General features: G+C 49.5%; 17 protein-coding genes and 1 pseudogene. 9 read left to right on the top strand and 9 right to left on the bottom strand.

Translation table 11 applies throughout. The features are described 5' to 3' along the window. Window positions 1-57 precede the first annotated feature (57 nt). The 8 genes and pseudogenes from KJS63_RS26265 to hcp all read right to left on the bottom strand — a co-directional run bounded on the left by KJS63_RS26265 (window position 58) and on the right by hcp (window position 10,101). Window positions 58-282, bottom strand: a complete 225-nt coding sequence (locus tag KJS63_RS26265; RefSeq protein WP_244862631.1) for a hypothetical protein — start codon at window positions 280-282, stop codon at window positions 58-60. Between the two features lie 29 nt (window positions 283-311). Beyond that, window positions 312-569: a hypothetical protein gene (locus KJS63_RS26260; protein WP_244862630.1), complete on the bottom strand. Its 258-nt coding sequence runs from the start codon at window positions 567-569 to the stop codon at window positions 312-314. Between the two features lie 398 nt (window positions 570-967). Next, a pseudogene (locus KJS63_RS16165) lies at window positions 968-1,844 on the bottom strand (anaerobic carbon-monoxide dehydrogenase catalytic subunit); the annotation flags it as partial. 158 nt (window positions 1,845-2,002) lie between these two features. Continuing rightward, window positions 2,003-3,745 carry a thiol reductant ABC exporter subunit CydC gene (gene cydC, locus KJS63_RS16160; RefSeq protein WP_213620021.1) on the bottom strand — a complete coding sequence of 581 codons (1,743 nt, stop codon included), beginning with the start codon at window positions 3,743-3,745 and terminating at the stop codon, window positions 2,003-2,005. Further along, window positions 3,742-5,610, bottom strand: coding sequence for a thiol reductant ABC exporter subunit CydD (gene cydD / locus KJS63_RS16155; RefSeq protein WP_213620095.1), 1,869 nt, complete (start codon window positions 5,608-5,610; stop codon window positions 3,742-3,744). The genes cydC and cydD overlap by 4 nt, the downstream gene beginning before the upstream one ends. Window positions 5,611-5,681: 71 nt before the next feature. Further along, window positions 5,682-6,695, bottom strand: coding sequence for a cytochrome d ubiquinol oxidase subunit II (locus KJS63_RS16150; RefSeq protein WP_213620020.1), 1,014 nt, complete (start codon window positions 6,693-6,695; stop codon window positions 5,682-5,684). Continuing rightward, window positions 6,692-8,056 (bottom strand): cytochrome ubiquinol oxidase subunit I, encoded by a 1,365-nt coding sequence (locus tag KJS63_RS16145; RefSeq protein ID WP_213620019.1) that lies wholly within the window; start codon window positions 8,054-8,056, stop codon window positions 6,692-6,694. Before KJS63_RS16145 ends, KJS63_RS16150 begins: the two co-directional genes overlap by 4 nt. A gap of 356 nt (window positions 8,057-8,412) precedes the next feature. After that, complete coding sequence (gene hcp / locus KJS63_RS16140) at window positions 8,413-10,101, bottom strand: hydroxylamine reductase (RefSeq protein ID WP_213620018.1); 1,689 nt, start codon at window positions 10,099-10,101, stop codon at window positions 8,413-8,415. Window positions 10,102-10,363: 262 nt separating this feature from the next. Between hcp and KJS63_RS16135 the strand changes: the two genes are divergently transcribed. The 6 genes from KJS63_RS16135 (at window position 10,364) to KJS63_RS16110 (ending at window position 16,876) form a co-directional block, all read left to right on the top strand. Further along, window positions 10,364-11,386: a 2-oxoacid:acceptor oxidoreductase family protein gene (locus KJS63_RS16135; RefSeq protein WP_213620017.1), complete on the top strand. Its 1,023-nt coding sequence runs from the start codon at window positions 10,364-10,366 to the stop codon at window positions 11,384-11,386. Further along, window positions 11,383-13,677, top strand: a complete 2,295-nt coding sequence (locus KJS63_RS16130) for a thiamine pyrophosphate-dependent enzyme (protein WP_213620016.1) — start codon at window positions 11,383-11,385, stop codon at window positions 13,675-13,677. Before KJS63_RS16135 ends, KJS63_RS16130 begins: the two co-directional genes overlap by 4 nt. Window positions 13,678-14,205: 528 nt before the next feature. Beyond that, window positions 14,206-15,195 (top strand): tRNA dihydrouridine synthase, encoded by a 990-nt coding sequence (locus KJS63_RS16125; protein ID WP_213620015.1) that lies wholly within the window; start codon window positions 14,206-14,208, stop codon window positions 15,193-15,195. A gap of 137 nt (window positions 15,196-15,332) precedes the next feature. Continuing rightward, on the top strand, window positions 15,333-15,902 hold the full coding sequence (locus tag KJS63_RS16120) for an SF0329 family protein (RefSeq protein WP_213620014.1): 570 nt from the start codon (window positions 15,333-15,335) through the stop codon (window positions 15,900-15,902). 51 nt (window positions 15,903-15,953) lie between these two features. Beyond that, window positions 15,954-16,136: a DUF4368 domain-containing protein gene (locus tag KJS63_RS26595; protein ID WP_374706292.1), complete on the top strand. Its 183-nt coding sequence runs from the start codon at window positions 15,954-15,956 to the stop codon at window positions 16,134-16,136. Window positions 16,137-16,147: 11 nt separating this feature from the next. Beyond that, window positions 16,148-16,876 carry an HNH endonuclease gene (locus KJS63_RS16110; protein ID WP_213620012.1) on the top strand — a complete coding sequence of 243 codons (729 nt, stop codon included), beginning with the start codon at window positions 16,148-16,150 and terminating at the stop codon, window positions 16,874-16,876. A 74-nt stretch (window positions 16,877-16,950) separates the two neighbouring features. Here the strand turns inward: KJS63_RS16110 and KJS63_RS16105 are convergent, their stop codons facing one another. Next, entirely contained in the window at window positions 16,951-17,700 is a 750-nt protein-coding gene (locus tag KJS63_RS16105; RefSeq protein ID WP_213620011.1) for a WecB/TagA/CpsF family glycosyltransferase, read from the bottom strand. Window positions 17,701-17,917: 217 nt separating this feature from the next. Between KJS63_RS16105 and KJS63_RS16100 the strand changes: the two genes are divergently transcribed. The 3 genes from KJS63_RS16100 to KJS63_RS16090 all read left to right on the top strand — a co-directional run bounded on the left by KJS63_RS16100 (window position 17,918) and on the right by KJS63_RS16090 (window position 25,830). Next, window positions 17,918-18,145, top strand: coding sequence for a hypothetical protein (locus tag KJS63_RS16100; RefSeq protein WP_213620010.1), 228 nt, complete (start codon window positions 17,918-17,920; stop codon window positions 18,143-18,145). Between the two features lie 29 nt (window positions 18,146-18,174). Then, complete coding sequence (locus KJS63_RS16095) at window positions 18,175-18,744, top strand: GNAT family N-acetyltransferase (protein ID WP_213620009.1); 570 nt, start codon at window positions 18,175-18,177, stop codon at window positions 18,742-18,744. A gap of 468 nt (window positions 18,745-19,212) precedes the next feature. After that, window positions 19,213-25,830 carry a DUF7601 domain-containing protein gene (locus KJS63_RS16090; protein ID WP_244862628.1) on the top strand — a complete coding sequence of 2,206 codons (6,618 nt, stop codon included), beginning with the start codon at window positions 19,213-19,215 and terminating at the stop codon, window positions 25,828-25,830. Window positions 25,831-25,843: the final 13 nt, after the last annotated feature.

The raw sequence follows: 25,843 nt of genomic DNA, 5'->3' as shown, positions 1-25,843 counted from the left end.
ATGTAACCTAGGAGTTACAGCTGATTCCAGTTGAACGATGCTAGATGTCATTATTTATCATCCATATTTGCTTGTTATAACGTCCACCCAATTTGTATTATGCATCATCTCGGCAGAATCCCCATGAAATGCTTTCATGGCTTCCTGATCATCAAGCAGCCAATATCTCATCCAAGCCGTCAAATAACCCCTATGATTGCCGCCATTACCTTCAATTACTGTATGAGCTGCACCTTTGGCCATTCCCATCATAACAGGCGTGCTTGCGTTAGTATGATGCAAGGCTAATTGATTCGTTGATACCAGTGAGATTAGAAAATCTCGTGTTCCCCCCCCATAATGAGGAAAGGTACGGTAATACGAGCTGTATCGTACACATCTTTTGGATCACAATACTTCAAATCCGGGAGAGCTATGGATACAACCGTCTTAATCAACGATCCACTTTTATAGTTGGTATGCGCATTAATGACCCCCGTAGACCCTTGAGAATGTCCAGCTACACCAATCTGTTCCATTTGTACTTTTTGATAAAACAAGCTGCTTGTTCGTTGGTTCTCATTTCTCAAATAATCAATAGCCACCACAATTTCTTTGCCTGTTCCTGTTGTCTTGCTATAGGAATCCCCAGCTAGCAAGATGGGTTAAGAGCTTATCATAAAGATCTGGCGTGGCATCGGTTCCATTCCCCCAAGAAATAACTGGATAAGATTCGTCTCCTTGAAATGCTGGGTAATAAATTCTAAATAAAGCCTCTACGCTCGCATGCTTAACTTCTTCTACCTTTACACGATAGCTTCCTTGCTGTGCATACCGCTGCTCAATGCTTCCTTCTGCAAGTTCGGGTACATTACTTAGATAAATTTTATGGCCAAACTGTTCTTTGTGTTTAGATGCATTCGCGGTAAACCATATCATAAGTAGAACAGTTTTTTAAAAAAATGCCCCTACCCGGGGCATTCCTCCATCAAGCACCCAAAAACATCTTCATGTCATCCTCCACATTGTTAGTGCTACCGATCAGGAAGTTCTCTACGAGGACTTTGGCAACGTTAGGTGAGAGGAAGGCAGGAAGCGTAGGGGCTAGGTGAATATTTTGACGCCAAGATGGAGCAGCACGATAACTGCTTTTTGCTCGTACCAGGCAATGTTGTAGGAAATCGGCAGTTCGTTGATATCCTCAAGGCCGAAGACTTCCTTCAGCTTCAACGCAATGACGGCCAGGGAGTATGAATCATTGCACTGCCCGGCGTCGAGAACCCGCGGGATTCCGCCCGATTTCGCCGAGGTCCAGCTTGTTGTATTTGTATTTGGCACAGCCTGCGGTCAGGATGACCGTATCCTGTGGAAGCTGGGCTGCAAAATCGGTGTAATAATGAGCGAAGTCGCCGATGATCTCACCGGTTTTCAAGCTCCGTTGGGGCAGGGCAGCCTTTCGCTTGTTCGATCAGTACGGAGAAGTCTTTGGCAGCCCCATCCGTTCCCTAAGGGATATGGCGGAGGCCCGGAAAGCCTTTGTTGCCCGTCGTATAAATGCGGTCCTTATAACTATCCCTCGGTGGAACGATACAGTTGGTCGTCATCATAATTGTTCCGTTAAATGTTTCAAATTCGCTGTTCTGCTTCCACCAGGTATTTCCGTAATTTCCTACAAAATGCTCATATTTCTTAAATGCTGGATAATAGTGGATAGTGAGTATCTCACCGTGCGTGTACACGTCCACGTCGGTTCCTTCTGTCTACTTCAGCAGTTCTTCCAAATCGTTCAGGTCGTGGCCGCTAATGAGAATGTTGGGTCGGCTTCTCACCCCGATATTTACCTTCGTAATTTCCGGATTTCCGTAACGGCGACGACATCTTTATTGCGAAGTTCTCTTTCCAGATAAGCTTTGGCGTTCGATTCTGAATCAAAGCCGTGGAGCACTTGAACATCTTCATTCCGAACCAGAAGTTCTCTCGTCAGTGCCCCTTTTGTTAACATTCTGCAGTTTATAAGTATGGGCTACGCTTCCCCCCATCCATTATCCCCTACCAGCTGCTGTTCAAGTTGCTTCAATTCGTAGAAATATCCTTTTCGCTCTATCAGTTCATTGTAGGTGCCAGCCTCTACAACGCATCCGCGATCCATTACGACAATCCGGTCCATCTGCTCCAGCCCAGTCAGGCGGTGGCTGACCATAATGAGCGTATCGTCTGCCGCGCGCTCTAGCAAGAGCTTTAGTATCCGGCGTTCTGTCACGTAGTCCAGTGAGGAGGTCGGTTCGTCCAGCAGCCACAACCGGCCTGATTTCAGCAATGCGCGGGCGATCGTCAGACGCTGTTTTTCGCCGTCGGAGAGGTTTTCGCCTTTTTCCAGCACGGGATCGTCCGGTTTTTTGTCTGCCAGATCGACCTGCTCCAGAACTTCAAGCAGTTCACGATCGCCGAGGCCTTCGTCCTCCAGCAGCAGGTTATCCCGGATCGTGCCCAGGAAAAAATGCCCCTGCTGCAGCACGACGTTCGTCCGGCGCCACAGGTCTTCTGCATGAAGTTCACTTACGGTAGTGCCGTTCAAGCGGACCTGTCCGCCTGTCGGAACGTGCAGTTTAAGCAGCAGTTCCAATACGCTTGTCTTACCCGAGCCGCTAGGGCCGACGATTGCTGTTTTCGACCCGGCCTTCAGCGAAAGCGATACGCCGTTCAGCACCGGCCGCCAGTCGTCCGCGTATTGGAACGATACGTTGTCGAGTTCGACGGAGACGGTGGTATCGTCCTCAAGTGTGCCAGACGGCTCTCCGGAAGCTTCTACAGTACCGTCCGCCTCGAACGTCTCGGACAGCCGATTCGCAGCAAATTCGCTGTCCTGCTTATAAACTGGGAGCGTCGCCATGGGCGCCGATTCGTCGAACACGGTCATTGAGGCCATAATTAACATGGCAAGGAACACACCGGCTAGTAGGCCCTGCACGATCAGGTAGGCGCCGAGCACTAGCACACCCCAGGAAACGAAAAAAGTCACAAAGCTGTGAAGTGATTGGCCCCGCAGCAGCCGCAGCGAATCTTCATGCTGGGCAGCCGTCAATTTATCCGAAGCGGCCAGCAGCTGTTCTTCGCGCTGCTTCAGCCGACCGTACAATTTCAGGTCGATAAAGCCCTGAAGCATCTCGGCCGTCTCGGCGGAGAAGTCGGCGCGTTGCTGGCGGACCTGGCCGTACGCTTTGCGTTGGCCCATTCGTACGACGGCTGGTACGACGAACGCTGTAATCAGCATACCAATGACGAATAACAGTGATATCCAGATTGAGAAGAAGGAGGTGAACAGTACTGTCGCCAGGAAGACCGAGACAACAATGATCGGCGGATAAGCGACGCGCAGGAAGTAGAACTGCAGGCTCTCGATATCCCCGACTATGCGCGCCAGCAGATCGCCGCTGCGCTGCCGGTTCAGAATCCGCGGTGTGAGCGGCACCAGCTTCGCGAAGAACGAGGTTCGCAGGCGGCTCAGCAGCGAGAAGGTGGCCCGATGCGAAAATAGGCGTTCCCCGTAACGGCTCGCCGCCCTCGCCAGCCCGAGTATTTTGACCAGTGATGTTAAAATGATCAGTGTATACAGTGGGGGCACGAATACCGTTTTCGAGATCAGGTATCCGCTCGTTGAAAACAGCACGACTCCTCCAATACCGGCAAAAAAGCCGCACAGAATGGAGAGCAGGATATCTCTGCGCTCACGGAGCATCGCTTTCGTAAAAATGGACAATTCGCTCATGACACTCCCCCCTTAGGCCCTAAATTTACCATGTCGGCGTATTGAGGCAGGCGGTTCAGCAGCTCCTGGTGAGTGCCGCTGCCGATCAGCTTGCCCCGTTCCATGAACAGGATGATGTCGGCGTGGCGGATTGTGTGCAGCCGATGCGCGATCGTAATCATGGTCGCATTCTGTGACAATTCGCTGATTGAGCGCAGCAGGATGCGTTCCGTATGCAAATCGAGACCTGTCGTCGGCTCGTCAAACAGCAGCACGGAAGGCCGCTTCAGGAAAGCGCGCGCCAGCGCCAACCGCTGCTTCTCGCCACCTGACAGGCCGCGGCCGCCTTCGCCGACATTCGTATTGTAACCATGCTCCAGCTCGGAGGCCAGCCTGGCCAGTCCCGCCGCTTCCGCGGCCCGGGCGATTTCCTCGCGGGATACACTACGGTCTGTGCCGATAGCGATGTTCTCGGCAAAGGTACCCGAGAAAATATATGGATGCTGCGTTATGTAGCTGACGCGGCGGAACCATTCCTCTTCGCAAGCCGGTGTCAGCGGACTCCCGTTTACCCGGACTTCGCCGGAGGAAGGAGGCAGCAGGCCGGCGATCAGATGCAGCAGCGTGGTTTTACCTGAACCGCTTTTGCCAACGATAGCGATCTGCTGTCCGGGCAAAATTGATAGTGAATCGGCATGCAGTTCGAATGCTCCTTCACCATAGCTAAAGCTCAGTTCACGAAGCTCAATCGCGGGTGGATGGCGGTCGGACGGATTAAGGCTAGATAACAGATCCCAGGTATCCCGTCCGCCGCATACGGCTGCCTGCTGCTCCTCGCCGTTGTCCGGGCGTTCCGGAACTTGAGAGATATTCGCTGATGTCTCTTGACTGGTCGCGCTCCCACCTGCTGAAGCAGCCTCCTCCAGACCTTCGTTCGGGCTCTTGTTTTCCCGGGCCTCAGCTGTTTCTGCCAGCAAAACTTCGATATTACGGATCGCCCCCATGCTGGTGCGGCCGCCATGGAATGCTGTACCCATAACTTTTAGCAGATTATAGAATTCGGGTACCAGCAGCAGAACCAGAAACGCGGTATGGAACTGCATGCTTTTAAATACAACCAGCTGCAGCGCCAATTCCAACGCTACGATGCCGATTCCAAGCATTACAATTGCTTCCAAAGCAAATGTATTGGTGAACGCGATCCGCAGGATGCTCATCGTTGCGTCGCGGTAGGACAGGCTGGAGCGCTCGATCTCCCGTTCTCTCTGCTTCGTTCTTCCGAACAGCTTCAGCGTGATCAACCCTTGCAGCGAATCGAGAAATGTGCCGGAGAATTGCGCGAGCTGCTCAAACTTTTCCTCCGACTTCTGCCTCGTTTTTATGCCGATCAGCGCCATGAACAGCGGAATGAACGGAGCTGTGAACAGCAGAATGAGTCCCGACGGAAAGTGCAGAATGAAAACGGCTGCGAGGATCAGCAGCGGCACGATGGAGGCTTCGATCATTTTCGGCGTGTATTGGCTGAAATAACCGTCCGCCTCGTCTACGGCATCCAGCGTTACACTGATCTTGCTGCCTGCCTGTCCCTGCCGGGATAAGGTCAGGGGATTAGCGGTCAGCGCACGCAGCAGTCTCGACCGAAGATCGCGCTTGGCGTCCGCTGCAATCCGTAAGCCGATCCTATCGTTGGCATAAGCCAGCAGCGTGCGCACGATCATGATGGCCAGCAGTGCAGCAAAAACGGCGACCATCGACACCAGCGCGGCCTTTTCCACGAAAACGCGCTGCACCGCCTCTGCCAGCAAGACCGCCTGCCCGATCGTTGCAGAGCCGAGCGCTAACGAAATCAGCCGAATCTGGCCTGTTCGTTTCTTCTGCGCGGCCATCAGCTCTGGCAGAAGTCCGGTTTTACTGTTCGATCTTCGTGGTTGTCTCCTCTTCACGTCGGGGACCCTCCTTATTTTTTTCCTTTTACGTAATCTGCGTCGAACAGGAACAGCCGGAACACCAGCACGAGCGAAGGGATCAGCAGCACAAGGCCGCCAATAAAAGCCCCGATCAGTGCAATGCCCATGGCTTCCTGTGTCGCACCGCTCTGAACTGTAATGTACGGATCGAGGATGTATGGATAATGTCCGATCCCGTAGGCGAAGAACGCACACAGAAACTGCAGCATGAGAGAAATAAACGCCAAACCGTAACGTTGTCCTTTGTACAGTAGTCCTAGTGTGATCAGGAAAAAGACAACGGACAGGCCCAGCAGCCACCACAGATCCATCATGTTTTGGAAGTGGCGTTTGTTATACTGGCTCAGATACAGGAAGGCTGTAAAGGCAGCGATGATGGTCGGCGTGCTCCAGAAGAGCGCATAACTACGTAAAAGTTTCAGCGCCGGCTTGTCGTCTGCACGGGAAGCGTAGAAGGCCAGGAACGAAGCGCTGATGAACAGCACCGACGTCAGCGCCAGACCCACGATGCTCCACGTCAGCGGACTCGTGAACAGTTTGAAATACTCCAGCGTTACGATGCCGTTCGCTGCCACGATAAAGCCACCTTCGGACAGAACAAGCGCCATGGACAGCGATGCCGGAATCAGCAGGCCAGTCGCACCGTACAGGAACAGAAATACGATATTTTTCTTGGAGCCGTAATTCTCGAACGCGTAGAACGAGCCCCTGATCGCAAGCAGGATAATTGCGATGCTGCCCGGAACGAGCATTGCGGAGCCATAATAATGCGCGGCGTCTGGAAAAAAGCCCAATAAACCAATATAGAAAAAGACAAAAAAGACGTTGGTGATCTCCCAGACCGGCGACAGATAACGGGAGATCAGGCGGTTGATTAGATGGTCCTTTTTGGAGACACGGGCATAATAGGCGAAGAAGCCCGCGCCGAAATCGATGGATGCCACGATCAGGTAGCCGTACAGAAACATCCAGAGTACCGAGATGCCGATGATTTCGTAGCTCATGTGAGATCCCCCGCTTCCTTCGTAGCATTCTGTTTGGCCTTTGCGGCTTTCTCCAGTTCAACTTCGGCTGGATTATTGCGGAAAAGCCGTCGGAGCACGAAGACGCATATCGTACCGAGCAGAATGTACAACAGCAGAAACACGAAGAACAAGATGGCAATGTTCGGTGAAGTCGTGGCCGCTTCCTCGACTCGCATATAACCGCGGATTATCCAAGGCTGCCGTCCTATCTCTCCGTAGAACCAGCCCAGCTCAACGCTGAGGAATGCCAGTGGCGCGCCGACCACGATGACCCGCAGCATCCAGCGGTTGAGTTCGTTCCGCTTTTTCCAAAGCAGCAGGAGGATGTAAATTGCCGAGACGGCCAGCAGTGCGAAGCCAATGCCGACCATGAAGTCGAACAGGTAATGCACCACCAGCGGCGGCTGTTCGTCGGCAGGGAATTCATTCAGGCCAGTCACTTCCGCGTTAAAATCGCCAAAGGCCAGGAAGCTGAGCGCACGCGGGATATGCAGCGCCCCGAAGATCTCGCGTTCGGCATTCATCCAGCCGAGTAAAATCAGGTCGGCGCCTTTTTCAGTTTCAAAGTGCCATTCGGCGGCGGCAAGTTTTTCCGGTTGATGCTCTGCCAGGAACTTGGCCGATGTGTCGCCGGCAAGCGCAGTCAGGAAGCTGAATATTAGTAGAATGCTCATAGTCAGCTTTAGCGCTTTCCTGGTATAAACCGTCGCGCCCTTTTTCAGAATGGAGAAGGCAGCAATGGCAGCCAGCAGCGCGGCTCCGGTCATGTAGGCGGAAGCCAGAACGTGAAACACTTTGGATGGTGTCGCTTCGTTGAACATGGCCTGCAGTGGATACACGGCTGTAAAATGTCCTGCTTCCAGCTTGAAGCCGTCCGGTTGATTCATGAAACCGTTGACCGAAGTAATAAAGAATGCGGACATGGCAGCCCCAAGCACGACAGGAACACTAAGCAGCCAGTGCAGATAAGGATTGCGGAACCGATCCCAGGTATACAGATAAATGCCTAGGAAGATCGCTTCGAAGAAGAAAGCGAATACCTCCATAAACAACGGTAGTGCAATGACGTTGCCCGCCAGCTGCATGAAGTTTGGCCAAACGAGCGCCAGCTGCAATGAAATCGCTGTACCGGTCACAACACCGACAGCGACGGAGATGATGAAGCCCCTCGTCCATCTCTTGGCCATCAGTACATAATGTTGATCTTTTTTACGGATGCCAATCCATTCTGCGATTGAAGTCATTAATGGAATCGCAACACCAATCGTGGCAAAGATCATGTGGAAGGATAGGGTTAATCCCGTAACGAGTCTGCTCCATACAACCGTATCAATTCCCATTTCATCGACTCTCCTTTCACTTTTCAAAATTTCCAAAAAATAAATTCAATTGAATATAGTTATAAACCTATCTACAAAAAAAACTTGCGTTACAAAGTTCTTTTCAATAAATGATCAAAGCTTTAGGTCAATTTGGTGAAAAAGAAAGCAATGACTCTTTCGAGTCATTGCTTATTAAGGTGACACGTGATATGTAACTTTTCATCATAATACTAAATAAGTAAGACGGGTATTACATTTATCACAGTTGAGTGAAGGGTCTTTATTGTAATAGAGATGATCGTAGCAGAGATGAAATGTGTTGTTTTTGAATTTTAAAAAGAAAAATGCCCCTACCCGGGGCATTCTTTCCTCCATCACGCACCTAGGAACATCTTCATGTCATCTTCCACATTGGTAATCCCGCCGATCCCGAAGTTCTCTACGAGAACTTTGGCAACGTTAGGCGAGAGGAAGGCGGGAAGCGTAGGGCCTAAATGAATATTTTTGACGCCAAGATAGAGCAGGGCGAGCAGCACGATCACCGCTTTTTGCTCATACCAGGCAATGTTGTAGGAAATCGGCAGTTCGTTGATATTCTCAAGGCCGAATACTTCCTTCAGCTTCAAAGCAATAACGGCTAGGGAGTAAGAATCATTGCACTGCCCGGCGTCCAGAACCCGCGGGATTCCGCCGATTTCGCCCAGGTCCAGCTTGTTGTATTTGTATTTGGCGCAGCCTGCGGTCAGGATGACGGTATCCTGTGGAAGCTGGGCTGCAAAATCGGTGTAATAATTGCGGGATTTCATCCGCCCATCACAGCCGGCCATGACGAAGAAGCGGCGGATTGCGCCGGATTTCACGGCATCAACGACTTGATCGGCCACGTTCATCACAGCGGCATGCGCGAAGCCGCCGATGATTTCGCCGGTTTCAAGTTCCGTTGGAGCAGGGCAGCTTTTTGCTTGCTCGATCAGCGCGGAGAAGTCCTTGGCAGCCCCATCTGTTCCTTCAGGGATATGGCGGAGGCCCGGGAAGCCAGTGTTGCCCGTTGTATAAATGCGGTCCCTATAACTGTCCTTCGGTGGAACGATACAGTTGGTTGTCATCAGAATCGGCCCGTTAAAGGCTTCAAATTCGCTGTTCTGCTTCCACCAGGCATTTCCGTAATTGCCTACAAAATGCTCATATTTCTTAAACGCCGGATAATAGTGGGCAGGCAGCATTTCACTGTGCGTATACACATCCACGCCGGTGCCTTCCGTCTGCTTCAGCAGCTCTTCCAAATCCTTCAGGTCATGGCCGCTGATGAGAATGCCGGGCCGGTTTCTCACCCCGATATTTACCTTCGTAACTTCCGGATTTCCGTAAGCGGTGGTGTTGGCAGCATCAAGCATCGCCATGGCATCTACACCGTATTTGCCGGTCTCCATTGTCAAAGCGATCAGATCCTGCACCTCAAGGCTGTCGTCGAGCGTAGCCGCAAGCGCGCGGCGCATAAACCGGTTCACTTCGTTGTCGTCCTTCTCCAGGTGAAGCGCATGGTACGTATAAGCGGCCATCCCCTTCAAGCCGTAAGTTATCAATTCACGCAGAGAGCGAATGTCTTCGTTGTGGGTGGAGAGCACACCAACCGTACGTGCTTTTTCATCAAAAGCAGCTTCGTTATCCGCTTCCCAGACAGCAGCGTCAGGGAGATTGGCCGTTCCTTCCGGATATTGCTTATCATAATAAGCGCGCACCTCGCCGCGAAGCGCAATCGCTTCCCGGATTTTCCCCACAAACACCTCGCGGTCAAAGTTGGCATTCGTAATGGTTGCAAACAAGGAGTCCATGATAAACAGCGATACGCGCTGTTCAAGCCCTTCGGGCAGCCGGACATCCAGACTGAGAAAAGCGATACCCTTCAGCAGATAAACGAGCAAATCCTGCAGGTTCGCCACGTCATGCGGTTTGCCGCATACCCCGACAATGGTGCAGCCTGTTCCCTTGGATGCCTCCTGGCATTGAAAACAGAACATGGATGGCTGATGGTTCAAGGTCATTCCTGCCTCGTTGTTATTCATTATTTCTCCTCCCGATTTCGTGTTATCTTTGTCGTTATCGTCAGATTAAGTCGCCTTGTAAATGGACGGTCAGACAGAAGTATACCCCCCTGCCAAGGGAGGACTAGTGATTAGAATCACTATTTTTTCAGTTTGTGATTAAAATCACCAATCCTGGTCGTTTCTTCTTTTAAACTGGATTCAATACCCATTATGGAGTGAGCTAAAGATGCGTGATTTCTTAATTCATTCCATATAGAACAAGAAGAAATGAGGAGAGAACGTGTCGATTTTGCCTCAAAAAAATGAACTGGGCTTTTACGAGATTCGTCTCGAATCCATCGGTGGGCTTGGCGCCAATCTGGCGGGAAAAATGCTGGCCGAAGCCGGGGTAACCGGCTCTGGGCTTAACGGCTCCAATTTCTCCAGCTATGGTTCGGAGAAAAAAGGGTCGCCGGTCAAGAGCTTCGTAAGATTCTGCGATCCCCAGGTGGAGATTCGCGATCACAGTCCCATTGAGCAGCCGCATGTAGTTGGCGTATTTCATGAAGCGTTATATAAGACAGTAGATGTGATAAGCGGTTTACGGTCTGATGGGACGGTGCTTGTGAATACACCGCGAAATCTTTCCGAAGTGGCCGTGGATCTGAAGATGACGCAGGGAACGCTGGCCGCGATCGATGCGCTGAGAATTGCCGTCGAGGAGAAAACCAAAGTCAATACGGCGATGCTTGGCGCGTTGTTCCGCATTTGCAGCTTCCTTGACCCGGACGATATGCGGCAGGTGATCCGTAAAACTTTTGAGAAAAAGCTGCCTCACCTCGTGGAACCGAACTTGCGGACTTTTGACAGAGGATATAACGAAGTCCAGTTCCTGTCCCTAGGGAACGGCACAGGGCTTATGGACCAGACCGCTTTCTCAAGATCGCAGCCGGTTCTCGGATATGAAACGCAGGAGCTGGGCGGAGTACTGAACGTCACGGCAAACAGTGTGCTGAAGGATCTTAGCGGATCGCGGCAGGGGTATCTGCCGGAGTACAAGATGGAGGACTGCATTAACTGCGCCGCCTGCGATACGGTATGCCCGGACTTCTGCATCGTATGGGAGCAGAAACCGGATAAACGCGGCAACCTGCAGATGTTTATGAAGGGCATCGATTACCAGTACTGCAAAGGCTGTCTGAAGTGTGTGGAAGCTTGCCCGACGACCGCTTTGGCCGCCATGTTGGAAGAACCGCATTATGCGGAGCAGCACCGTGTGCCGCAGGTCTTCCCCTATTTAACTGTGGAGGGAGTCAGATCATGACCGTACAAACCAAAGAATCAACGGAGCAAAAGGTTCCGGCCGCTCAGACGGCTGTCTTCGAATCGGGCAATGAAATGGCTGCCACCGCAGCCGCCCAGATTAACTATCACATCATGGGTTATTTTCCGATTACGCCGTCTACGGAAATCGCCCAATATCTTGACATGATGCGTACGCGCGGTGAACACGACATCAAGCTGATTCCGGCCGACGGTGAACACGGCTCGGCGGGAATCTGCTACGGTGCAGCCGCAGCCGGAGCGCGAGTATTCAACGCCACCAGTGCGAACGGGTTCTTGTATATGATCGAACAGCTTCCCGTGCAGGCAGGCACCCGTTTCCCGATGGTCATGAACCTGGTGACACGGGCAGTCAGCGGCCCGCTCGATATCCGCGGCGATCATTCGGATCTTTACTACGGCCTGAACACCGGCTGGGTCATTCTGACCGCCCGTTCACCGCAGGCAGTATATGACATGAATATCATGGCGCTGCGTATCGCCGAGCATGAGGATGTACGCCTGCCGGTTATCGTGGCTTATGACGGCTTCTTCACCTCACACCAGAAGCGCAGGGTGCAAATATTTGCGAACCGGGAAACCGTTCAGGAGTTTGTAGGCGAACAGCCGGAATTCCCACACGTACTGGACGAGAACAAGCCGATCGTCGTTGGGGCTTATATGAACGGTGACGACTTGATGAACAACCACTTCCAGCAGTCGGAGGCGATGTACCGTGCGGGCGAGGTGTTTAAGGAAGTGGCGGAGGAATACGCGGCTGTGTCCGGAAGATCGTATTCGCCGCTTGATCTGTACCGCATGGAAGATGCGGAGGTGGCTTTGTTCCTGCTCAATTCGGCGGCCGAATCCTCCAAGGACGTAGTGGATCGGCTGCGGGCCCAAGGGATCAAAGCGGGCGTGATCAGCCCGAATATTCTTCGGCCGTTCCCGGCACGGGAAATCCGCGAGGCGCTGACGGGCGTCAAAGCGCTGCTGATTGGCGAACGCGCCGATTCTTACGGCGCGAACGGGGCTAATTTGACACATGAGGTCAAATCAGCCCTGCAGGAAATCCGCGGCCCGCAGCCAATTGTGCTTTCCCGCATATTTGGTCTTGGCGGGAAAGATTATTACGCGGATGATGCGGAAGCCTTTTTTGCCCTGACGCTGGAGGCTATGGAGTTGGGTTACGCCAAGGTGCCGTTTGACTATTACGGGCAAACGCCGGGCAATGAGGCGCAGAAGCTGCAGCCAGTCATTGCGCCGATGAACGGGGACAGCTTTAAATCCGGACTGATCACCGTCAAAGTGGATGAGGCGACGGGCAAGCTGGCCGTAAAAGTGCCGCCGATGCGGTCGCTTGCCGCCAAGCCGAAACGCTTTGCTTCCGGTCACGGAGCCTGCCCGGGCTGCGGTATTTTCCCGGGGCTGGAGCTATTTTTCAAAGGGATCGAAGGCAATGTCGTAACTCTATTCCACACCGGCTGCGCTTATATCACGACAACGGGTTATCCGTATAACTCGCACAAGCAGAGCTTCATTCATAACCTATTTCAGAACGGGCCGGCTACGTTATCCGGTACGGTCGAGGCGTTCCTCGAGAAGAAACGCCGGGGGGAAATCGAAGTTCCCGAGGATTTCACGTTTGTCATGGTGACCGGCGACGGCGGCATGGACATCGGGATGGGTTCGGCCATTGGTACGGCGCTGCGGGGCCATAACCTGATCATTTTGGAATACGATAACGAAGGCTACATGAACACCGGGGCACAGCTTTCGTATTCGACTCCTTTAGGCCACATGACCAGCACTTCTGGCGTCGGCAAAAAGCAGCAGGGCAAAACGTTCCATCACAAGGATACGGTGCAAATGATGGCGGCGGCGCACGTTCCGTACGTATTTACAGGCACGGAAGCATTCCCGCAGGATCTTGTGAAAAAGGCGGCAAAAGCGCAGTGGTACGCTCAGAATGTAGGTACCGTCTACGGCAAGCTGCTGATCACATGCCCGCTGAACTGGAAATCCGACGACAAAGAAGGCGAGAATATTGTGCGCGCGGCCGTTAATTCGTGCTTTTTCCCGCTGTATGAAGTGGAGCAGGGAGAAACGAACATTACGTACAACCCAGAAGACAAGAACAAACGGGTGCAGCTCGGCGACTGGCTGAAATACATGGGCAAATCCAGACACTTGCTCAAGGAAGAAAACAAAGAAATGCTTGGCGAATTCGAGCGCGAAGTGGAGCGTCGCTGGTCGATTCTAAAAGCGAAACATGAGAACCCGCTGCTTTAGTGGCGGGGAGCTCACTTATGATAAACCGGCAGCTGACCAAATGGTTGGCTGCCGGTTTTTTTGTGCACCTGTTCCGCCTATGCACCTGTTCCGCTTACGAACCTGTCCTTCTTACGCACTTGTTCCTGCACACCGTTCAGATTTGAGGTAAGGCAGTGCATCCAATGATTTTTAAGACGCAGGGTGCTAGTTGACTGACCATTGGAATACTCAAGCGATCGTCTATCTTTGGGCTGTTCTTAACGAGAGCACTTCGTTAGCTTGTTCCGCTGGTTTACTCGATACTTATGAAATCTGTGGCGCCACTAGTGCGGAAGTACAACTATAACGGAAATCTTTTGGCGAAAATATCAAAGAAGGAATACCCCTCTCTTTTTTTGAACTTTTTGGTTGAGTATGCTTCTCCCAGGGTTATGATATACTTTGATTAACATGCTGTATGTGAAGAAGAATTAAGGACAAAGACAGGTTAGTTTTACTACTTCGGGATAAAAATTTGTCCTGGAATGCTAGAGAGAGGTTTTTGAGATGACAAATAATTTTTGGCGTGATTTACCACGGCCGTTTTTTATACTGGCGCCCATGGAAGATGTGACGGATGTTGTTTTTCGCCATGTTGTAAGTGAAGCAGCCAGACCGGATGTGTTTTTTACGGAGTTTGCGAATACAGAGAGTTATTGTCACCCGGAGGGAAACCATTCTGTACGCGGGCGGTTGACGTTTACAGAGGATGAACAGCCTATGGTAGCTCATATCTGGGGAGATAAGCCGGAATACTTCCGTCAAATGAGCATCGGTATGGCAAAGGAAGGCTTCAAAGGCATTGATATTAATATGGGCTGTCCTGTAGCGAATGTAGCAGAGAATGGGAAGGGAAGCGGCCTGATCTGCCGTCCAGAAACCGCAGCGGATATTATTCAGGCTGCCAAAGCCGGGGGGCTGCCCGTCAGTGTAAAAACAAGGCTCGGTTTCACGGCCGTAGACGAATGGCGCGGCTGGTTAACCCATATTTTGCAGCAGGACATTGTTAATCTGTCCATTCATCTGCGCACAAGAGAGGAAATGAGCAAAGTAGCTGCCCACTGGGAGCTGATTCCAGAGATTAAGAAGCTTCGTGACGAGGTGGCGCCGGATACACTGCTGACTATTAACGGGGATATCCCTGACCGTCAGACCGGCCTGCAGCTCGCTCAGCAATACGGTGTGGATGGTATTATGATTGGGCGGGGGATTTTTCATAATCCATTTGCTTTTGAGAAGGAACCGAAGGAGCACAGCAGTGAAGAATTGCTTGATCTGCTAAGGCTGCATCTGGATCTCCATGATCAATACTCGGCAGTGGAACCCCGTTCGTTCCGCCCGCTTGCCCGATTCTTCAAAATATATGTCCGCGGCTTTCGAGGCGCAAGTGAACTAAGAAACAGCTTAATGAACGCCAAGTCAACAGGTGAAGTGCGTGCGCTGCTGGATGAATTTCCAAACAAGAAGACAGATGAGCCGGAGGAACAGGGGAATTAAGCTGCCAAGAATGAGGAAATTCGTGTAGACAATAGACAAAAAAAGATCTGAAAAGTTAGAGGATTGGATGAGTGGAGAGGGATGTAAACCCAGAGCCAACAAGCCTTTCCTCTGTTTTTTATATGAAGGAGGATTTCATGTCCTGGAGCAAATTAAAGCAGCAGTTGGAGGGATTTCTCAGTCCTTCGTTAAAAGGAAAGGTAGAATACCGTGCACAGGGTTACCGTTATTTAGCTGATAAACCGGGGATTTGTTATATCATGGTAGATAACAAGAACGTGCTCAATATGAGTGATAAAGCCAGCTTTATAAGGTGGTATCAGACGGAGCTGGAAATTAAGAATGACCCGGACATCCAAATTCCTGTCACCCATGACGAAATTGAAGCGGTGAGAAAAGCCAGCAAGGGGACCGTGCCGGAGGATCGTCTAATAGTTATTGCCAGAAGCAGAAAAAGTTCAGAGCTTGCAAAGGAGCTTTTGTCAGCACAGGCTTCCTTAAGTAAATCGAATTTTGTCGTGGTGGCTAATCAATTTCTATCTACTTCTATAGAGGAAAGCATAGAGAGCAAGGATATTGTATTGAATGTTCTAGCTTTGGTGGACAGACGAATGGGGAAAAAGCGGATTGTAAACATGTCCGAGCAAATGAAGCTAAAGCATCCGATTGTGCAGTACTTTTATGAGCTGCGGCGTAATACGTTGTGAGTCAGAAAAGACGCTCTTACTACTTCCATAAAAATCAAAGGATTAGCAGGAATGATTAAACGGATGAAAGAAGAACTTCAAAGGTTCATGAAAATGAATGAACTTACACCCGAAATGCTTCATAGGCTTGTTGAAAAAATTGAAGTTAAGCAGATGAAACTCCGCAAATCTTTTATAGATTTGCCCTTCGTCTGCTTTTCTTTAAGTCTAAGGCCAGTGACCTATCCCAAATAGGATGTGATTTTATGAGAGAACCGAAATGGGCAGATGAAATAAGGGAAGCTATTCTTGAGCTAGGTGGAGTTGCTAGTCTTGAGGATATATATACAAAACTTGTTGAAAGAAATGTAAGAAGTCGAACAGCTAATTGGAAAGATACAGTTAGAGATGCTATTCAACAACATTCTAGCGACTCTAAATCGTACAGAGGTATAAACAACTATTTTTACTCCGTGTATGGCAAGGGGAAAGGGATTTGGGGTGTTAGAGATGTTGTCACACCCGAAGTAAAAAAAAATCTAAATTCATTATTTGAAGAAACCAGAGAATTCGAGTTGGAAGAGTTAATTCAACAGGGGACGGATGAAGAAATTGAACAATTGATTAATAACTATAGTGGTCTTGGTAGTCAGGCAAAAATTGAAGTTAAAGAGGGATTACAAAAAATAAGAAAAGCCAGTAAGGTAATTATTGATAAATTAAAGGAACTCTATGACTATTCTTGTCAAATTTGCGGAATTAATCCAAGTTCAATTTACGGTGTTAATATAGTTGAGGCACACCATATCGAATATTTTTCAGTTTCTCAAAACCATAATCCTAACAATATTATGATTCTTTGTCCTAATCACCATAGATTAGTTCATTCAGCAAAAGCCAAATATTGTCGAGAAAAAAATAAAGTTGTTTATGAGAACGGTTATGAAGAAGTATTGAAATTGGAAAAGCATCTGCTAGTACGGAAGGACAATTGAATCGGAGATGTATTAACGAAAAATGCGACGAAGAGGGGCGATAACCCCCTCTTTTTTCATCTTATTCTGATTTACTATTTCTTAATGATTGCCCGATAAAAAAATTTAGGCAGCGCGGATTGCCGCCGCCATCGTGATCGTTGTCCCTTTGCAACAGGAACAGTAAGCAAACGATGAAGCCACTCTAATTTCATTGACTTCCAAATCTGTGGTGTAGGTTTTACCTTTCCTGCGATTACGTCAAGGCTTCCCCCTACGCCAAAAACAACCTTTACACCATCAAGTTTATGTTTATTCTTATGAATCCACTTGTCGGTGTAAGGTGCTCCCATTGCAATTATTAATACATTGGGTTTGGATTGCTGAATTTCATTAAGTATGTATTTTTCTGTATCTTCGGAGAAGAATCCATTATGCCGACCTGCGATTACAACGTTTGGATAGCGACTGTGTATCTCGTTCACAGCATTAAGGCTAGTCTCTTCATCTGTACCAAGAAAATAGAAACTCCATCCTTGTTCGTTTCCTCTTTCCAACAGTCGAAGAAGCAAATCATAACCAGTGACACGTTCTGGGATAGGATCACCTTTTCTTTTTGAGGCAATTACAATTCCTATGCCATCTGGTGTAATTAAATCTGCCTCTTTTACGATTGTTTGAAGTAACTTATCCGTTTGGTGGACTATTGTAATCTCAGGGTTTGCTGTGATTAAATGAAACAATTTTGGTTGTTCTTTTTGGATATGTTCGGCTAGTAGATCTATCGTTTCATTAAACGTTAATTTGGAAAAGGGAACTCCCAATATATTTATTGAGCCTGTCATGTACTCACCTTTCAACTCATAGTATATAGCCCAACTTTACCACAAAGTGGAATTAGATTCACTGTTGGAGGGAAAAGCCAATAGTTGTAAGAGTTTATTCGACCAGAGGAAATTGCACTGTTTACCACATACTTGCATAGCCATCTTTTATCGGCCATTATTTGATTTCATGCTAGATACACTCGAGGCCCTTCCATTCATACGAGGAGGCATTAACTTGTATAAAGTTTCGGAGCGATATGCAGATGTGTTTCGTTCCGCTTATCTAATGGAAAATGATACTCAGGAGAAAGAACTTGAAGTTTTTGAAGCGTTGGCTTGTCTTAGATGGATATTGCTTAATAGAAAGGGTGGAGTACCCAAACGAACTAATACAATACAGAGGGTAAAAGGCTTAATAACCAATAATTCATTTTTGAAAGAGTTGGAGTTAAGGATATTCTGATAAAAAAAGAAAATATGGAGGATGACGAAATGAACATTGAAGCAGTTTTTGGGCAGTTTCCTAACTTGAAATCAGATGGTTACATATTGAAAAAGATTGAAGATCATCATCTTGAGGAAGTTTTTGAAATCTATAACAATGACAACGTGTTTGAATACTGCGGCATCATACCCAAGCATAATAAAAATACTGTTAAAAATATGATTGGCCATTTTGAGAGAGATTATAATAAAAGGTCAAGGGTTAAATGGGGGATATTCGCCAGCCCCGAGCCCGATCGGATGCTTGGGATTATTGAAGCTGCCGACTTTAATCAAAAGGTGAACGTAGTGACGATTGGCTACTTTTTGTCTGAAGCACATTGGGGAAAAGGTATCGCCACTGAAGCGGTAGCGATATTAGTTGACTTTCTATTTACCGATGTCAACGTCAACAGAATCCAGGCTGAAGTTATGCCTCTAAATGAGAATTCTAAAAAGGTATTGTTGAAGAATAGCTTCATCAAAGAAGGGACATTAAGACAAGCAGCACTTTGGGCAGGCAAAGGAATTGTCGATTTAGAGATATACGGTGTTTTAAAAGAAGACTATGTAAAATAGTGAAGAAAGTGAATATGTTATAGTGTCAACATAACGAATTGACCATTAACGAAGCACTAAATCAGCCAATACAAAAAGCCTAATTCTCAACTAAGAGGATTAGGCTTTTAGTCCTTTTTTGGGGATATAAGCCTCATGTTGATTTGTGTCGTAGATTGTTTAGAATTTGTCGAGATCGTGATAATACAATGTTGAGATGCACTGTGTAAATTGGGCTTGCTATGTAATTTCACAGTGTATGACTGGTATTGATGAGCGAATGAGAGGGGGGAAGTTACTTAGCATGGGTCACGAGCCGGAAGTAGGTCTTATGGCACTTACTCGGTCATTCAAGAATTCTGCAAGATTCTGACGACGAAGAAGGGCTATTTGAGTCAAGCAAATAGAAATGAATCTATTTGTTTACGCACCATATTGGCAGATGATCTTGCTATTGACAACATGTTGGGAAACGGAGGGGAATCCTGCTTGAAACGAAAACGAAGTGTAAGCAAATCTGTATTATCTCTCTTCCTGGTAATTGTGCTTGTCTTGCAGACAGTGATGTTCTCTGCTTCTGCATATGCTGAGACCGCGCCAGGCGGTTCAGGGACGGATACAGTGAGCGAAAATGGTGTGCCGGACACGGCTGCACCGGACACGGCCGCACCGGACACGGCCGCACCGGATACGACTAAGCCGGACACGAGTGTACCGGATACGACTGTGCCGGACACGACTGTACCGGATACGACTGTACCGGATATGACTGTGCCGGACACGACTGCACCAGACACGACTGTACCGGACAAGGTTGAACCGGACAAGATTAAGCCTCCGGTAACTGAGTCGCCAGATGGGCTTGCTGCACCGAAGCTTGCCCCTGTAGCTACGATGGCGGCAGTCCCAGGTGACAAAACGGATGTGTTTATGGGGGCTAATGCACTCTTTCCGCTGGAGATAAAGCAGGGGAATCCCCTTGCTGTTATTGCACCGGGTGGAACTATCCAGGGGAGACAGCAATTCACGCTCAAATCGGATGGCCTCAAAGTGCCGGTGAACGGCGATGCTGCAGATCCGACGAATGCGGATCCCAGTCTGTACATTCAGCGTGGGGACTGGATCGAGCTGAAGAGAGATGACTACTTCAAGGAAGTCATCCTGCCAACAGCTACCAAACCCTTGATGGCACAGACTGAATTTGGCATGAAACAGCTTGGTACCGTTAAATTCACCCCGGATAGTATCAGGATTGAGTTTAATGGCGACGATAGCTTTTTTAATGGGGTGGGACGAGCAGTTACCTTTGGCTTTGAAACCACTGCCAATTCGGATTTGAATGGCATAGGCTATGGCGACTCAAAGCCTATCAACATTTTCGGGGGAGCTTACGAGCTGAAAAACCCGGATGTCGATGCTGCGTACAGCCTTACATTGACCTCACCGGGAATGATCAGGTGGGATCAGTGGAGCTATCGCGGAATTCAAGCCGCTCAATTTGTTGAAGGAGCGGTTACCTGGCAGTCAACTGTATCTGCTTTCGATAAGTTTGATGCAACAATCAAGCTGCCGCTGGATGGCAAACAGTTTTTTACGGACCCATCCACTTATAATACTGGCTTTGGTAATGTCAAAGGTATCTATGTGCCGGGTTCCTTCAAGGTCAATGGCACTGCGGTAGAGCCGAATGTCGATCCAGATGGCAAGGTGAGCTACATCTTCCCGGCCGGCACTGGTATAGACCCTAAGGTTGAGTACAAGACATGGATTCCAAAGGAAGCTTACTATTACGAGTACAAGAACCCGCCGGGGAATCTTGGACGCGGCCATCGGGACATGCAGGGTAAAGTGCAATTAAAACAGGGCACTGACACTGTTTTAGCGAGTGCTGGCCAAGAAATTACTTTTGCACCTGACTGGATTCAAGCATCTGGTGTGTATGATCATGCAAATGAAGCTATCACATGGACAACCACCGTCAACTCATATGGCAAAAAGGGACTTAATAACTTCACCATTACAGATGTGCTGCCCGCAGGTCTTGAGTTCGTGTCAGCGACGTATCAGAAATGGGAAGATGGTAATGTTTCTGGTCCAGAGTCGATTACTCCCGATGCAAACGGAGTTTACTCCTTCGGGAATATTAACGGTAAAGTCCAATTGGTGATAAAGTCCAAGGTGCTAAGCGGCTCGGGCTTTACCAACATCCCTCGTGCCAACTGGGAATTGGATACACCAGGTGGCATACAGAACAATGATGTAACAACAGGTACAAGACCTAGCGCAGTGACTGACGAGGCAGTTGTCACCATCGGCGCACATACCTTTACCAAGGCTGGCTCTGTATCGATGGAGGACTTCAATCTCGGCGGCGTCACATGGACAGTCAGCCTGACTCCACAATATGCCCTGCCCGATGCGGTGGTATATGATGTGCTGGTGCATGGCGGAGATCTGAACGTTTTGAACAACGCTGTGGATGCAACCGGCGAAGTCAGCCGGGATACCATTGCAAAAATCAAAGCAAATGTAACCAACTCACAGCTGTGGAAGCAGTACCATAAGGGCACCCTCAAGAGCCCGAACGGGCTGACCTTGAAGGCTATTCCTTTGACAGTGAACGGTGAAGTTGTAGCTGATTTGATCAAGGTGACCGGATACACGACCGACCAGGCGGCATCCTTCAGCTTCCGTGAACTTGAGACCAACCCTGACATCCTCTTTAGGCAGGATATTAACGTAGGGAAAGGGATTTCGAATCGGGCTTTGCTCTTTGATGGCGAAACCGTAAAACCAGCGGATAATTCTATCAACCTTCACCTGCGTATGCTGAACAAGGACATGCTCTTTGCGTCGAAACCATTGAAGGCAGATGGCACATTTGAAGGCGTTAGCCCAAATAATGTTCATAGCTACATTAGAAACGACAGCAATGAAGCATGGACGATTTCTGCCTATGACCAGACGACCAAGACGGTCACCTTCCGTCTAGGGGTCAATATGCCGGGTTACAATACGGACGAAATGGCGAAAGACGGCGGAAGCCGGGTCATCACCAATGTGAAGCTGGTGGACACTCTGCCGGAGGGCTGGGAGTTCGTGCCGTTCTCTGAGGGGAAGGATTTTGAGCTCTGGAAAGGCCTTTCGGACAATGGCAGCGGGACCGAGTATGGCGTCAGAAACGATGCCAAAACTATTATTGAACCAGGCACCAACGCTCATGTGGTGAGCTTCTCCCATAGCGGCAACGTAGGCACCTTCAGCTTCTCCAAGCTGGAAAGCCCTTATGTCATTCTGGTGAAGGCAAGACCATCCAATGCGGCGTTGGAGAAATACTTGGAGGAATACTCCACAAACGGAACAACTAAGCAGATGCTGTATAACAAAGCCGACCTGCACATGACATGGGGCGGAGTGGAAAAGGTTCTCACCGAACAGCGCAAGGTCATTGTGCCTGTTCAAGCGCTAAGCAAGTCGGTTACCAAGCCGGTTCCTGGCGTGCTGGAATGGACAGTGAACTATTATCCGCCATATAACATGGAGAATGGTGTGTATCTGCAGGATACCCTAGGATCGGGTATGAATCTGCGCAAGGACGAAAGCGGAAAGCTCGTGCTGACATCGCCAAGTATGGCGGTCTACCGTGCCAAGCTAACCGCAAGCGGCGCTTTGGAGCGGGATGGTGCTGCACTGAACCTTAGTGACCCGAATAGTGAAGTTAAGGTAGAAGCTGAAGCGGGTGCTGATGGCACGACAGTTCTGAAATTCAAAATGAACGACCCTAATAAGTTCTACCAGTTTGTCTACCAGACAGAAGTTGACACTTCCAAGGCAAAAGCCGGCGACAAGATGAGCAACGAGGTAAAACTGATGGGCGATGACAAATTGAAATCTGTCAGTGCCAAAAGCGAAAGCACGTTGGACAATTCGGACGTAGCAGGAAGCTCAAGCTCCAATGCGCTGTTGCCTCTGAAAAAAGTGGACCCTGACGGCAACCCGCTTAAGGATGTAGAATTTACGCTGTATAAGAAAGACAGCGGAGCGCAAGTAGCTAAGGGTAGAACAGGCATTGATGGAAAGCTCAATCTGTTATTTCCAGATCCGGGTTATTATGAACTGAAGGAAACCTATATTGACACCAACACCTGGCTGCCGACTACGAGGATTTATCAGGTGTACGTAGGAAATACGCCAGGCAAGCCGATCTGGGTAGACGGCGTAAAAGTAACCTCTGGTGATCCGCTGGTTGTGCCAACTCCTATTACAGGCAAGCTGACGATCAGCAATCAAGTAGAGGGGAACGCCGGCGATCAGAATAAGGATTTTGAGTACACTATCAATTTTGGCGGTGAGGGTAAGGATGACAGCTATCCTTATACCAAGCCTGACGGCACCAGCGGAATGATCAAGAGCGGGGATACGTTCAAGCTGAAGCATGGACAAACCGTGGTCATTCCGAAACTGCCCAAAGATCTGGTCTACACCGTTACTGAAGCTGATTACACGACAGGTGACGGCTACACCATTGATCCGGCGAGCCGTATGTATACCGGAACGATCGCCCCGAGGGGTGACCACAAGGCACCGTTCGTCAACACCCGTATGGTGTACGGGGGTTTGCTGATCGGCAATACCGTGACCGGCAGCGGCGGTGACAAGGATAAGGAGTTTGCTTACACAATAACCTTCGCAGACTATGGTGCAGGTCAAACGTATACCTATACAAAGTCAGACGGTACGAGCGGAAGCATCAAGTCCGGTGACTCCTTCACACTCAAGCACGGACAGACAGTCATCATAGATAAACTACCTGATGGTCTTGCTTACACGATCGTGCAGACGGATTACACAGGCGAGGACTATGATACCAACCCGGCAGGTTTGAAGGCAGCTGGACGAATTGTGCACGATTTGCCTTCCGAAGCCAAGTTCGTTAATCACAAAGACCTGCCTGGCGGTCTATTGATCAGTAATACGGTGACTGGCAATGGCGCTGACATGAGCAAGGAGTTCGAGTACACGGTCACATTCACTGGACCAGGTGCAGACAGAACGTATGCTTATACCAAGTCGGACGGTACGAGTGGAAACATCAAGTCCGGCGATAAAATCCAGCTGGGGCATGGACAGACCGTCACCATTCAGGGCATCCTCAAGGATACGGTCTACACCGTCACACAAAAGGACTATACCGTTGACAATTACTCCACCAACCCGGCGGACAGGGTGCGTACAGGCAGCATCAAGGAGAATGAAATCGTGCAAGCTCCTTTTGAGAACGCTAGATACCTTCCTGGTACACTAGCGCTGGAGGCCAACCCTAAGAAGGTGCCTGGAGACGGTAAAACCCCATCTGAGCTGACAGCCACCCTTACCGGAATGGATGGACAACCGGTGGAAGGCAAGGAGATTGTATTTAAGCTAGTGGATGGAACGGAAATCGGAAGGGCGACGACCGATAAAAACGGCAAAGCCAAGATTTCCTATACACCGCCGAAGCTGACCGAAACCACACCGAAGGAGCACGAGATCATTGCGACCACCACGGCCACCAGCCCATCAGGTGTGCCATATAAGGAGGCCAAGGCAAGTGTGACCGCCATGCCGGCGGCTCTCACAGGTGTTCTTCGGGACAACACAACGGGAGAAGTTATTCCCAATGCAATCATTAAAGTGAAGAACGTCAAGACGGGTGAAGAGCAGACGATCACTACCGATGCGGGAGGTAAGTATTACCACCCAGTCCAACGGGACGAGGAGTATACAATTACCTACGACAAGAAGATTGACATCGGCGGTGTGCTCACATCCATTCCTTTTACACAAAAGGCATTTATTGAGAGCACTGATCCCACAATCGAGGGTAACCTGATTCCGGCAGAAATTACGGCCGTAGGTATCGTGCTCCTCAAGCAGCCGGATGGGAAGACTTCACTGCTTAACAACAACTTTACCGGCAATCTGTATGTTTACTTGAAGGACGAGAATGGCAAATATATTTCGGAGAACGGCGTTCCGAAAGCATTCGTTTTGCAAAAAAACGGCACATTCTCTGTGGAAGGACTAACCACCGGTAAATATACGATGGAAGTGCGTTATAAATTTGACTCAGGCAGCAATATGGGCAAAGAATTGACGCTCATCCAGGATGCTAAGCTGAATGTCGCTGCGAATGGCGAACTGAATATTTCGCAGCAGCTGGTTGACCCGTATGGCAAAATAACGGACGCAACGACTGGCGCAAAAATCGAAGGTGCGGAAGTGACGCTGTACTATGCGGATACACCTAAGAATAAAGCGAACCACATCGTGCCGGGCACGAAAGTAACGCTGCCTGCGATCCCGGGCTTTGCACCGAATGATAATGCCAGCCCGAGTCAGAACAGTGATGCAACAGGCTCTTATGCCTACATGGTGTTCCCGGATACGGATTATTACCTGGTTGTAACCAAAGCCGGGTATGAGACGTATACGAGCACAACCATCTCGGTTGGAAGTGACATCGTACGCTACGACGTAAAGATGAAGCCAGTAACTTCCGGCGGCAATAACGGTGGAACTGGCGGTAACGGTGGAACTGGCGGTAACGGTGGAACTGGCGGTAACCCAGGAACCGGAGGTAACCCAGGAACTGGTGGTAACCCAGGAACTGGTGGTAACCCTGGAACAGGCGGCAACACCGGAACCGGAGGTAACACCGGAACAGACGGTAACCCAGGAACTGGTGGCAACACCGGAACAGACGGTAACACCGAAACTGGCGGCAACACCGGAACTGGCGGTAATACCGGAACTGGTGGCAACACCGGAATAGGCGGTAATACCGGAACTGGTGGCAACACCGGAACAGACGGTAACACCGGAACTGGTGGCAACACCGGAACTGGCGGCAACACCGGAACAGATGGTAACATCGGAACTGGTGGAAACGCTGCAGCTGACAACGGCAATAGCGAAGCTGGCCAAACCAACAACGAACTGGACGATGTTCCGAAAACAGAAGATCATAGCACATCGCCAAACTTCTATTTGGCTTTGGCGCTGCTGTCTTTAGTAGTAATCGGGTTCTGTCTGTCCACTAACAAGAAGAAAAAGCACATTCAATAAACGGAAAGGCGGT

Origin of the sequence: Paenibacillus sp. J22TS3 (assembly GCF_018403205.1) — a bacterium.
GTDB lineage: Bacteria > Bacillota > Bacilli > Paenibacillales > Paenibacillaceae > Fontibacillus > Fontibacillus tuaregi.
Note: the sequence above shows the minus strand (reverse complement) of the source record. Positions and strands in the feature narration are given on the sequence as shown.

Excerpts from the sequence above, each read along its gene's own strand:
- hcp (WP_213620018.1), bottom strand. The coding sequence starts at position 10,101 with ATGAATAACAACGAGGCAGGAATGACCTTGAACCATCAGCCATCCATG.
- KJS63_RS16145 (WP_213620019.1), bottom strand. The coding sequence starts at position 8,056 with ATGGGAATTGATACGGTTGTATGGAGCAGACTCGTTACGGGATTAACC.
- KJS63_RS16095 (WP_213620009.1), top strand. The coding sequence starts at position 18,175 with ATGAACATTGAAGCAGTTTTTGGGCAGTTTCCTAACTTGAAATCAGAT.
- KJS63_RS16125 (WP_213620015.1), top strand. The coding sequence starts at position 14,206 with ATGACAAATAATTTTTGGCGTGATTTACCACGGCCGTTTTTTATACTG.
- cydD (WP_213620095.1), bottom strand. The coding sequence starts at position 5,610 with ATGGCCGCGCAGAAGAAACGAACAGGCCAGATTCGGCTGATTTCGTTA.
- KJS63_RS26595 (WP_374706292.1), top strand. The coding sequence starts at position 15,954 with ATGATTAAACGGATGAAAGAAGAACTTCAAAGGTTCATGAAAATGAAT.
- KJS63_RS16110 (WP_213620012.1), top strand. The coding sequence starts at position 16,148 with ATGAGAGAACCGAAATGGGCAGATGAAATAAGGGAAGCTATTCTTGAG.
- cydC (WP_213620021.1), bottom strand. The coding sequence starts at position 3,745 with ATGAGCGAATTGTCCATTTTTACGAAAGCGATGCTCCGTGAGCGCAGA.
- KJS63_RS16120 (WP_213620014.1), top strand. The coding sequence starts at position 15,333 with ATGTCCTGGAGCAAATTAAAGCAGCAGTTGGAGGGATTTCTCAGTCCT.
- KJS63_RS16150 (WP_213620020.1), bottom strand. The coding sequence starts at position 6,695 with ATGAGCTACGAAATCATCGGCATCTCGGTACTCTGGATGTTTCTGTAC.
- KJS63_RS16105 (WP_213620011.1), bottom strand. The coding sequence starts at position 17,700 with ATGACAGGCTCAATAAATATATTGGGAGTTCCCTTTTCCAAATTAACG.
- KJS63_RS16130 (WP_213620016.1), top strand. The coding sequence starts at position 11,383 with ATGACCGTACAAACCAAAGAATCAACGGAGCAAAAGGTTCCGGCCGCT.